This window comes from Clostridium sp. AF27-2AA (assembly GCF_003478505.1).
In the GTDB taxonomy this organism is placed as follows: Bacteria; Bacillota; Clostridia; order Lachnospirales; family Lachnospiraceae; genus Brotaphodocola.
Genome location: NZ_QUFI01000015.1, coordinates 20,512 through 32,623 on the forward strand (window position 1 = coordinate 20,512; position 12,112 = coordinate 32,623).

A 12,112-nucleotide genomic window follows, 5' to 3' on the forward strand; every position below is an offset into this window, starting at 1 on the left:
ATGGGAAGTCCCTGTTTTTGGAGAAAACATGAAATCAGAAATCAGTAAAAAAAGTGACCGGGAAACTGGACGTTTTATAGGTACCCTTCTGATGGTTCTGCTTCTGATCGCGGCAGTAACGACCATCTCCGTGACCCTGGGCGCTATCCATGTGTCACCGGATGAGATCGTAAAGATCCTGGCAAATAAGACATCCGGAAAGGATATTTTTGCGGTGTCCTGGGAGCAGAAAACAGAAAATATCATCTGGAACATCCGTTTTCCGAGGGTTATCATGGCATTTATTGTGGGAGCAGGCCTGTCTCTTTGCGGTGTGCTGATGCAGGCACTCACAAAAAATCCACTGGCAGATCCCTATGTGCTGGGAATTTCTTCCGGTGCCTCTGCCGGAGCAGTCAGCGTCATCATTCTCGGCCTGTTCAGCTTTATGGGCGGTTATTCCGTGATTTTTGGTGCGACGCTGGGTGCGGCTGTGGCCATCAGTCTTTCTCTGAGTATTGCGTCTGTAAAAGGGAGGATTACCTCTACCCAGCTGGTGCTGGCCGGAATTGCCACTTCCGCCTTGTTCTCCGCACTGACGAATCTGATCGTTTACGGGTTTAACAATGGTTCCGATAAGACCAAGATGGCGCTTTACTGGATGGTAGGCTCCTTAAGCGGAGCTACCTGGAGCCGGGTAAAATATGTGTTCATCGTGTCTGTTGTTATGATGGCAGTGATTCTGTTATTTGCGCGGGAGCTGGACATTCTTCTTTTGGGAGATGATGTGGCAGAGACGCTGGGAGCAGATACCAGACGCATCAAGCTGCTGATCATTCTGGCCTCCACCGTACTGACCGGTGTGGTTGTTTCGGTCAGCGGTGTCATTGGCTTTGCAGGACTTGTGGTGCCTCATGTGATGCGAGGCTTCGTGGGCTCCGGCCATAAGCAGCTGATCCCAATGTCTATTCTGGGCGGTGGTCTCTTTGCCATGATCGCGGATCTGATCTCCCGCATCATCATTGCGCCGGAAGAACTTCCAATCGGTGTCATTGCGGCATTTTTCGGAGCTCCGTTTTTCCTGTATCTGATTCGGAAAGGAAGTGTGGGCCGATGAGTTTAGCTGTAAAAAATCTGGATTATGAAATCGGAAATGAGCGGATCCTGAATCAGATTTCCCTCGAAATCAAAGAGGGAGAATTTGTGGGCCTGGTTGGACCGAATGGCTGCGGCAAGTCCACACTGCTGAAGCATATCTATCGGACCTATAAGCCTAAGGGGCAGACCGTCTTTCTGGATGGGAAAGATATCATGGACCTTTCAGCTAAAAAACTGGCGGGAGAACTGGCGGTCATGGCGCAGGAAAATCAGCTGGAATTTGATTTTACCGTTCGGGATATGGTTATGTTCGGACGTTACGCCCACAAGAAATTTCTGGAGGGAGATACGGCAAAGGACCGGGAGCTTTGTGAAAAATGCCTTCGGGAAGTAGGACTGAGCGGCTATGAAACACGCTCCTATTTAAGTCTTTCCGGCGGAGAAAAACAGCGTGTCCTCCTGGCCCGGGTACTGATGCAGGAAAGCCGCTACATTGTTTTGGATGAACCGACCAACCACCTGGATGTCAGCTATCAGTATCAGATCATGGATATTTTACGAAACCAGGATGTCACGGTATTCTCCTCCATCCATGACCTGAATCTGGCCGCGCTTTACTGTGACAGGATCATTTTTCTGTACCAGGGAAAGATTGTAGACCGCGGCACACCGGAAGAGGTGCTGACGAAAGAAAATATCCGGAAATATTTCGGAATCGAAGCACAGGTGACAAAAAATGAAGCCACCCGGAAGATGCAGATTTATTATCTGCCGGGGTGGGTGAAGGAAAAGGGCTGAGTTTGAAAAATAATAGTTGACGTTGGTTATTCAAAGGGGTATATTATAATTAGTTTTGTACCATACAAAATTACATCATAAGTTCAAATAACGATTTATCGTAAACGCCGCGTGTGCGGCTCACAGTGTGTGAAAAAGTAACTGCTATTCGGAATCAGAGTGGCAGTTTCTTTTTACATAAATATAAACAGAGATGAAGAATGTGGGAAAATAAAATTTGCTATTGGTAAAAGATATAAAGGAGGAAACTTTAAGTAACTGAATAAGTTGTCAGATGTGATAATATGTGTTTAAATATACTCATGGAGGTATACTATGAATACATCAAATATCACAAATTACAAGCCAAAAGATTTTGCTGAATTGCTAGGTGTTTCTGTCAAAACGTTACAGCGTTGGGATAGAGAAGGAACTCTAAAAGCAAATCGTACTCCAACTGATAGGCGTTAGTACACTTACGACCAATATCTTCAATTCAAAGGCATAAATACAGAAGATGATACGCGTCAAGTTGTCATTTATGCCAGAGTCTCTACAAGAAATCAAAAAGATGATTTACAAAAACAAGTCACATTTCTACGACAGTTTTGTAATGCTAAAGGTATTATCGTAGACCAATGTATTGAAGATTATGGGAGCGGCCTTAATTACAATCGCAAGAAATGGAACGAATTATTAGATGAAGTAATGGAACAGAAAATCAAAACCATTATCGTAACTCATAAGGATAGATTTATCCGATTTGGCTATGATTGGTTTGCAAAATTCTGTATGAAGTTCAATACAACCATAGTGGTAGTAAACAATGAAGAACTATCGCCTCAAGAAGAACTCGTGCAGGATATTGTTTCAATACTCCATGTATTCTCTTGTAGGTTATATGGACTTCGTAAATATAAAAAACAAATAGAAAGGGATGAGGAAATTGCGAAAGAGCTTCAAGACGGAAATAAATCCAACAGAAGAGCAGAAAATCAAGATACGCAAGACGATAGGAACTTGTAGGTACATCTATAACTTCTATCTTACTCATAATAAAGAACTTTATGATAATGGCAAAAAGTTTATGAGTGGTAAATCGTTTAGTGTCTGGCTTAACAACGAGTATCTTCCAAACCATCCAGAATATTCTTGGGTTAAGGAAGTAAGTTCAAAATCTGTAAAGCATTCAATCGAATGTGGGTGTACTGCTTTTACAAGATTTTTCAAACATCAGAGTGCTTTCCCTAATTACAAAAAGAAAGGTAAATCTGATGTGAAGATGTACTTCGTTAAGAATAATCCAAAGGACTGTATTTGCGAAAGGCATCGTATCAACATTCCAACTTTAGGTTGGGTACGTATCAAAGAAAAAGGATACATTCCAACAACCAAAGATGGATATATAATCAAAAGTGGTTCAGTTTCAATCAAAGTTGACAAATTTTATGTTTCCGTTCTTGTGGAAATTCCTGATGGCCAGATTGCTAATAACTCTAACGATGGAATTGGTATTGATCTTGGTTTAAAGGATTTCGCTATTGTTTCCAATGGTAAAACGTATAAGAACATTAACAAATCTGCAAGATTAAAGAAACTTGAAAAGCAACTTATTCGAGAACAAAGGTGTCTCTCTCGAAAGTATGATGAAAATTTAAAGAAAGGAGAAGTCACTCAAAGAGCAAATATACAGAAACAAAAGCGCAAGGTACAAAAACTTCATCATAAGATAGATAATGTCCGTACGGATTACATTAACAAGACAATCGCTGAGATAGTAAAAACCAAACCATCTTATATAACGATTGAGAACTTAAATGTAAAAGGAATGATGAAGAACCGACATCTTTCAAAAGCCGTTGCATCACAGAAGTTTTATGAGTTTAGAGCAAAACTTCAATCTAAATGTAATGAAAACGGTATTGAGTTAAGAGTAGTAGCCAGATGGTATCCATCTTCAAAAATGTGTCACCGATGTGGTTGCATCAAGAGAGATTTAAAACTTTCGGATAGAATTTACAGATGCGAATGCGGTTATGTTGAAGACAGAGACTTTAATGCTGCACTTAATTTGAGAGATGCTATAACTTACGAAGTTGCATAGTCAAACGCAAACGTAAGTATGTACCGAAGGCTTATTCGGGAATTAACGACTGTGGAGTGTACAAGAACCTGCAAGTAGATATGATTTCGGTCAATCAAAAGCATACACGATGAAGCAGTAAGTAGAGTTCGTGAGAACCTATATTATCTCGATGTGCGTATATTTACACACATTTTGAGTGGCAGAATGTATGGGAAAAGATTACTATGTAGGGCTTGACTCGGGAACTGGATCTCTCGGATGGTCTGTCACGAATGAAACGTATGAAATTCAGCGTTCTCACGGCAAAGCATTATGGGGAGTCAGACTGTTTGATGCAGCGGAGACAGCAGAAGAACGCCGTGGATTTCGAACAAACAGAAGAAGGCTGGATCGCAGAAACTGGAGACTGGAACTTTTACAGGAAATTTTTGCAGAAAAAATCAATCAGGTCGATGATGGATTTTTTCTGCGCATGAAAGAAAGCCGTTATCTGCCAGAGGACAAAAGAGGTACAGATGGAAATTGCCCGGAGCTTCCATATGCTATATTTGCAGATCATGATTATACAGACAAGAATTATCATAAGCAGTTTCCGACGATTTATCATTTGCGAAAATGGCTTATGGAAACGTCAGATACTCCCGATATTCGACTGGTCTATCTGGCGATGCATCATCTGGTAAAGCATCGGGGGCATTTCCTGTTTTCCGGAAGCATCGATGAAATTCGGGAATTTCATACGGCGTTTGACGCGTTTTTAGATCTGGTACGCGGTGAGGAACTGGGATTCGAGAGAACTTTCGATGAAAATTGTTATCAGGAGACAGAAAGAATCCTGAAGGATGAGCATCTTACGCGTTCCATGAAGAAAAGCCATCTGGTAAAATGTCTTGATGCCGGAACTGCTGCAGAAAAGGAACTGATTGGGGCGATTTCCGGCTGTACTGTGAAATTAAGCAGTATTTTTGCAGATGGAGAACTGGATGCCTGTGCACGACCAAAATTTTCTTTTTCAGATATTTCTTATGATGAATATGCGGGAGAACTGCAGGATATTCTGGGAGAACAGTATGTGATCATTGAAAGTGCCAAGGCCGTGTATGATTGGGCCATTTTGGCCGATGTGCTTGGCTCTTATCGTTCTATTTCGGAAGCGAAAACAGCTTTATATGAGAAACATAAGAAAGATCTGCGGTACCTGAAAAAACTGGTGAAAAAGCATTTATCCGCAGAGGCATACAAGGAAATTTTTGTACGGTCGAGTGAAAAAGTTTCCAATTATCCAGCATATATCGGAATGACCAAAAAGAACGGAAGGAAAGTACCGATTCAGGGAAAACAGTGCAGTCAGGGTGAGCTGTACGTATATCTGAAAAAAAGCGTGATCGATCAGATCGCAGATGAAAACGCAGCACAATATCTGCGGGATGAAATGGAACATGGAACATTTCTTCCAAAGTTGGTATCAAAAGAAAACAGCGTCATTCCATATCAGATTCATCTGTATGAGCTGAACCGCATTCTGGAGAATTTACAGGATAGAATTCCTCTTTTGAAACAGGAGGGAGAGCATATCAGGCAGATTTTTGCATTCCGTATTCCGTATTACGTAGGACCGCTGAATGGAGTTCGCAAAGATGGAAAGGAAACAAACTGGGTTTGTCGGAGGCAGGATGGAAAAATTTATCCCTGGAACTTTTCGGAGATTATTGATACAGAGGCCAGCGCAGAACGGTTTATCCGCCGGATGACAAATAAATGTACCTATCTTCCGGCTGAGGATGTTCTTCCAAAAAATTCATTGTTATATGGAAAATTCATGGTGCTGGATGAATTGAATAATCTTCGTCTGAATGGGGAACCGATTTCCGTTGAGTTAAAACAGGCCATTTATCAGGATGTATTTAAGCGTTATCGTAAGGTAACACAGAAGAAGCTGCTTGCTTATCTGATTCGGGAAGGAATTGCAGGGAGAGAAACAGATATTACGGGAATTGATGGTGATTTTAAGAGCAGCCTTACTGCATATCATGATTTTAAGGAAAAATTATCTGGAATAGAGCTGTCTCCATCGGAAAAAGAAACGATTATTTTAAATATTACATTGTTTGGAGAAGATAAAAAGCTGCTGCAGAAAAGACTGAAAAAGTTATTCCCGGATATGACAGAGAAACAGCGTATTGCAGTCAGCAATTTATCGTACAAAGGATGGGGACGGCTGTCCGGAAAATTCCTGGAAGGCATTACAGCGCCGGATCCGGAGACAGGAGAAGTGTGGACGATCATTCGCACCATGTGGGAAACAAATGATAATCTGATGCAGGTTCTCAGCAGTAAATATCAATTTGCAGAGGCAATCGAACGGGAAAATGATGCGGACGAAAAAAAGGAGATTTCTTATCGGCTGATAGAAAATCTGATGGTTTCACCGGCTGTCAGACGTCAGATCTGGCAGATGCTTCTTGTTCTGAAGGAATTATGCAAGGTTCAGGGAGCGCCGCCAAAACGGATTTTTATAGAGATGGCAAGAGAAAAAGCAGATTCCGGAAGAACACGTTCCAGAAAGAAAATGCTGATCGATTTATATAAAAAATGCAAATCTGAAGAGCGAGACTGGATCAATGAACTGGAGCAGACAGAGGATTCACGTTTGAGAAGCGATCGCTTATATCTTTACTATACGCAAAATGGACGTTGTATGTATTCGGGAGATCCTATTGAACTGAAGGATTTGTGGGACAACACGAAATATGATATTGATCACATTTATCCGCAGTCGAAAGTGATGGATGACAGTCTGGATAACCGGGTGCTTGTGAAGCGTGTTTATAATGGAGAAAAAGAGGACCGGTATCCGATTGAAAAGTCCATACGTGATGCAAGACACGGATTCTGGAAATCATTGTTGGATAAAGGATTTATCAGCAGAGAAAAATATAAACGCCTGACCAGAACAACGGAATTTGAAGAGGCAGAATTAACTGGCTTTATAGCCAGACAGCTTGTCGAAACCAGGCAGGGAACAAAGGCAGCAGCCAGCATTTTAAAACAGGTATTTCCGGATACGGATATCGTTTATGTGAAAGCTCCGGTGGTATCCCGGTTCCGTCAGGATTTCAAGTTTATAAAAGTTCGTGAGATGAATGATCTGCATCATGCAAAAGATGCTTATCTGAATATTGTAGTCGGTAATACTTATTTTGTGAAATTTACGAAAGACGCGGGCTGGTTTGTACGGAAAAATCCAGGAAGAACCTATAACTTGAAGAAGATGTTTCTTTCAGGCAAGGTAGAGCGGAATGGAGAAACAGCATGGATATCCGGAGACTGCGGAACAATTGGCACGGTGCGCCGCTTTATGGCCCAAAATAATATCATTGTGACGAGGCGTCCTTATGAGGTAACCGGTGGATTTTATGATCAGATGCTGATGAAAAAGGGCAAAGGACAGATTCCGATTAAGACAGGGGATGTACGTCTTCAGGATATTGCAAAATATGGAGGATACAATAAAGAGACAGGCGCGTATTTTGTATTGGCAGAGTCGGATGGGAAAAAGGATACCCGTATCCGTACCATAGAGTACGTTCCTGTTCGATTGAAGAAGGAACTGGGAGATGAGAAAAAGCTTTGTTCTTATCTGGAACAGAGAGGATTAAAAAATCCTAAAATTCTATTGAAAAAAATTAAAATTGATACCTTATTCAGAGTTGATGGTTTTTATATGTGGCTTTCTGGAAGAACTGGAAACCAGCTTATTTTCAAAGGAGCCAATCAGTTGATCTTATCTCAGGAAGACAGTGCAGTATTGAAGAAAATTCAGAAATTTATAACCAGAAGAAAACAGGATAAATCAGTTCAGATTTATGATACTGATGGGCTTTCAGAAGAAAATCTGAGCCATTTGTATGACACATTTTTAGAAAAATTGCGAACTACGGTCTATGCAAAACGATTAGGAACACAGGAAAAAACACTCTCTGAAAAGAAAAAAGATTTCCTGGCTCTTGGGAAAGAAGATAAATGCATTGTTTTGAATGAGATTTTGCATCTGTTCCAGTGTCAGAGTGGTTCCGCAAATCTGAAACTGATCGGAGGACCAGGAAGTGCCGGAATTCTGGTATTAAACAGTGACATCACAAAGTGTCAGGATATTTGCATTATAAATCAGTCACCGGCTGGAATTCATGAGCAGATCGTGGATCTGAAAGCATTATGAGCTGGCGCGTAGTAGTGATTTCAAAGCGGGCGAAACTGGATTATCAGTTAGGATATCTGGTGGTGCGAAATGAGAGTGTAACGAAGATTCACCTGGGAGAAATTTCTACGCTTCTGATTGAATCTACGGCAGTTTCCATTACTACAAGTCTTCTTGCAGAACTGACAAAGAAGAAAATCAAGGTGATATTCTGTGATGAAAAAAGAAACCCGTCATCGGAACTGGTTGGATATTATGGAAGTCATGATACCAGCAGTAAGGTTCGAAATCAGATTCAATGGAGCAGAAACAGTAAAGATACTGTATGGACAGAAATTGTGACTGAAAAAATAAGAAAGCAAAAGAAACTGTTGGAATATCAGGGAAAGGAAGAGTCAAAACTGCTTGATTCTTATTTGCAGGAGATCAAATGGAACGACGAGACAAATCGGGAAGGGCATGCTGCAAAAGTTTATTTTAATGCTCTTTTTGGTTTGGATTTTACGAGAACGACAGATTGTTCGGTTAACTCTGCACTGAATTATGGTTACAGCATTATTCTGTCTGCATTTACAAGAGAGATTACCGCAAATGGTTATATTACCCAACTTGGACTGTTTCATGATAATATGTTCAATCAATTTAATCTGGCTTCGGATTTGATGGAACCGTTTCGTGTTTTGGTTGATAAAGAAGTTCTTGAAATGAAATTTGAGGAGTTTGAAGTAGACGAAAAACGAAGACTGGTGAACATCCTGAATCATGAAGTGGTTATTGACGGAAAAGTTCAATATGTGAATAATGCGGTGAAAATTTATTGTAAAAGTGTATTTGATGCTTTGAATGAGAATGACAGTTCATTGATTCGCTTTTATAAGTTTGAGCTATAGGTTTATGAGAATACTGGTATTTTTTGATCTTCCGGTAACAACCGGAGAGGAACGGCGTGCTTATACAAAATTCCGCAAATTTTTGATCAAAGATGGATTTTTAATGCTTCAGGAATCTGTGTACTGTAAGCTGGCATTAAATGGAACTGCAGCCAATGCAATTACAGAACGGGTGCGAAAAAATAAGCCGGAACAAGGTCTGGTGCAGTTGCTTACGGTAACGGAAAAGCAATATTCTAAAATGGATCTGATCGTCGGAGAAATCAAAAGCGAGATTCTTGACAGCGATGAAAGGCTGGTGGTCTTATGAAACTGACACATACGGAATTAGAAAAACAGCTTGTGTTTGAAACTGGTAAAGCTGTGGAATGGATCATAGAATCACCTGCCAGCTTTTCAAAATATGTCAGGGATTTGTATGAAATCATGCAGGACAACGAGGGGAAATTTACGCTTTCAGATGAAGATGAAATCATTGATTTTCAAAAGTATGCAGAATTGATTATAGATCCCTTTTTGCTTGATTTTCATAACCGTCAGATACAGAAAAAATTATATGTAGAATTACAGAAGCTTGCAGTCGGCAGTGAATTTTATCTGCAGACGCAGGAATTAAAATCTCAGATTCAGAAATATTTTATTGATCTTGAATATGCAAGCGGATATGATCTTGAAATAGCGGATGAAATTGATCTGCCAGCTATTTTTAAGGCAGTTGGCATTCAATTGGATGGTGGAAATGAAGAAACACTGTTTGAGCGGATAGCGATTTATATTAAGATTATGGCAGAACTGCTGAAAAAGAAACTCGTGATTCTGGTAAACAGCAGAAGCTACCTGACCAGCGATCAGATAGATCAGATAGCAGAACTATGCATGTACAGCGAAGTTGCATTGCTGCTGATTGAAAATGTACAGCGCGACTTTTCAAAAAAGCGAAATTACTGTATAATTGATTGTGACGAATGTTGTATTAGCTAAAAAACGTTTGAGTACCATGCCCGGTGCGGATGAGGCACTGCATTTTTGAACTTTGAGGTTTGAGAATGATGTAAAAACGTATGGTACTCAAACCATGGATGCCTTTAATGATCCGCATATCCGGTTTGAGAATGATGTAAAAACGTATGGTACTCAAACATGAAAAAGAGCTGGACGAACTTTTTTCAGGTTTGAGAATGATGTAAAAACGTATGGTACTCAAACATAACACAAACGCTCATCTTTGTAAAGCATGTTTGAGAATGATGTAAAAACGTATGGTACTCAAACGGCCAGGTCAGTAGAGCCGTAACCGCTTTCGTTTGAGAATGATGTAAAAACGTATGGTACTCAAACATATCTGAAAACGGATATGTCATCGATACTGTTTGAGAATGATGTAAAAACGTATGGTACTCAAACTATCTTTCTCGATTGTACCGCACATAGTAAGTTTGAGAATGATGTAAAAACGTATGGTACTCAAACCCAGTCATGCGGTACAATTCCCAGCTTGTAGTTTGAGAATGATGTAAAAACGTATGGTACTCAAACCACGATCCACCTTCCACACGATCAAGTGTGTTTGAGAATGATGTAAAAACGTATGGTACTCAAACACAGAAGTGGTCATTTATGATGGTCATATTGTTTGAGAATGATGTAAAAACGTATGGTACTCAAACTGTTCATGTTGTTTTCTCCCTTCTGGTGTGTTTGAGAATGATGTAAAAACGTATGGTACTCAAACATCTGTATGTCAGATCTGGCTTGTGGCTCAGTTTGAGAATGATGAAAAACGTATGCTAAACTGAAGCGTACCAAAAAGTGTTATCCGCGTTTGAGAATGATGTATAATTTGATTTCTTAAAAAACTTCTATGTCGCCATCCAATAGGTGGCGAATTTCTTATACTCAATATATCGTATATCGCATTTAGCGTTTTTAATTAATGTAATTAAATTGGAGAATGTGGTTTTGAGAATGATGTAATATTGTAAAAATATTTGTTGTGGGACATTATGAGAATGTCTGCGCAATATTGAGTTTATAGTCGATATTATTTGAGTTCAATAAAAGGGAGTTTTTATGTTACAATTTACATCACAATCAGATTTTTCAGAAATCTACCGCATTATGCAGGCTAGCTTCTCGGATGACGAATATCGCCCTTATGACGAGCAGCTTGCGCTTTTTGAAGAACCGGAATACTGGATTTATTATATGCCTGCGATAGGAATGGAAAGGGTCGGCAATCATTCAACTGGAAATTCCACGATGCATGCAGCAGGCTTTCTTGCTGTATGGGAATTTGAATCCTTCACCTACATCGAACATTTTGCAGTAGATCCGGTCCTTCGCAACAGCGGAACCGGATCCGCCATGCTGCAGGAACTGGTAAGAAAATATCAGAAACAAATCTGCCTGGAAGTAGAACTTCCGGAAGATGAATTAACCCGCAGACGCATCGGATTTTATGAGCGCAATGGGTTTGTATTTAATGAATATCCCTATATTCAGCCACCCATTTCCAAAGGGAAATCTCCGGTGCCGCTTCGGATTATGACATATGGAAGCGCAATCACGCAGGATACATTTGAAGAGATGAAACGCGTGCTGTACCAGAGGGTGTACAAGTGCACAGTATAAAAATTTAAAAGCAATACCAATATAGGTCCGAAGCCGGTAATCTCGGCATACCGCTGCGCAAAATATGGGTATTGTGTTCGGACGATGCAGCTGACAGATGTTTGCGGATAGTCGGACAAGATGTCCGCCTCCCTCAAACACCAGTCGCTGCATAGCCGGACACGTATACCCATATTTATGCTCCGCGGAATGCCGGGATAACCGGCTTCTGCTGTATTGCTCCCGCTAAGAGAGAAATAAAATCAGCCAGAACGGTACTGATAAAAAGCCGGGAATTTCAGCCTTTTACCAGTATCATTCTGGCTGTGTTTTTTATTACCGTAGAATAGCAGAAAAGCAGAAGCAGGGCGGGGTGGTATCCTGCGTAGCATAAATAGAAGTGCAACGTGTCCGGCTATGTGGCGAGTGACGTTTTCGGGAGGCGGACATCTTGTCCGACTATCCGCAAACGGC

General features: G+C 40.7%; 8 protein-coding genes, 1 pseudogene and 1 CRISPR repeat array. All 9 genes and pseudogenes read left to right on the top strand.

Annotation, left to right across the window (positions count from 1 at the left end; all coding sequences use genetic code 11):
- Positions 1 to 28: 28 nt before the first annotated feature.
- Positions 29 to 1,096 (top strand): iron ABC transporter permease, encoded by a 1,068-nt coding sequence (locus tag DWY84_RS09905; protein ID WP_182434940.1) that lies wholly within the window; start codon positions 29 to 31, stop codon positions 1,094 to 1,096.
- Positions 1,093 to 1,875 carry an ABC transporter ATP-binding protein gene (locus DWY84_RS09910; RefSeq protein ID WP_118532834.1) on the top strand — a complete coding sequence of 261 codons (783 nt, stop codon included), beginning with the start codon at positions 1,093 to 1,095 and terminating at the stop codon, positions 1,873 to 1,875. The genes DWY84_RS09905 and DWY84_RS09910 overlap by 4 nt, the downstream gene beginning before the upstream one ends.
- Positions 1,876 to 2,205: 330 nt before the next feature.
- Positions 2,206 to 2,880 (top strand): annotated as a pseudogene (locus tag DWY84_RS09915) (IS607 family transposase).
- Entirely contained in the window at positions 2,801 to 3,958 is a 1,158-nt protein-coding gene (locus DWY84_RS09920; protein WP_347560785.1) for a transposase, read from the top strand. The pseudogene DWY84_RS09915 and the gene DWY84_RS09920 overlap by 80 nt, the downstream one beginning before the upstream one ends.
- Before the next feature lie 190 nt (positions 3,959 to 4,148).
- Positions 4,149 to 8,159 (top strand): type II CRISPR RNA-guided endonuclease Cas9, encoded by a 4,011-nt coding sequence (cas9, locus tag DWY84_RS09925; protein ID WP_118532838.1) that lies wholly within the window; start codon positions 4,149 to 4,151, stop codon positions 8,157 to 8,159.
- Positions 8,156 to 9,028, top strand: a complete 873-nt coding sequence (gene cas1, locus DWY84_RS09930) for a type II CRISPR-associated endonuclease Cas1 (protein ID WP_118532840.1) — start codon at positions 8,156 to 8,158, stop codon at positions 9,026 to 9,028. Before cas9 ends, cas1 begins: the two co-directional genes overlap by 4 nt.
- 4 nt (positions 9,029 to 9,032) lie before the next feature.
- Positions 9,033 to 9,338 (top strand): CRISPR-associated endonuclease Cas2, encoded by a 306-nt coding sequence (gene cas2, locus DWY84_RS09935; RefSeq protein ID WP_118532842.1) that lies wholly within the window; start codon positions 9,033 to 9,035, stop codon positions 9,336 to 9,338.
- Positions 9,335 to 10,009 (top strand): type II-A CRISPR-associated protein Csn2, encoded by a 675-nt coding sequence (gene csn2 / locus DWY84_RS09940; RefSeq protein WP_118532844.1) that lies wholly within the window; start codon positions 9,335 to 9,337, stop codon positions 10,007 to 10,009. Before cas2 ends, csn2 begins: the two co-directional genes overlap by 4 nt.
- 57 nt (positions 10,010 to 10,066) lie before the next feature.
- Positions 10,067 to 10,826: a CRISPR direct-repeat array (repeat unit 36 nt; unit sequence GTTTGAGAATGATGTAAAAACGTATGGTACTCAAAC).
- A gap of 272 nt (positions 10,827 to 11,098) precedes the next feature.
- Positions 11,099 to 11,659, top strand: coding sequence for a GNAT family N-acetyltransferase (locus DWY84_RS09945; protein ID WP_118532846.1), 561 nt, complete (start codon positions 11,099 to 11,101; stop codon positions 11,657 to 11,659).
- Positions 11,660 to 12,112 lie beyond the last annotated feature (453 nt).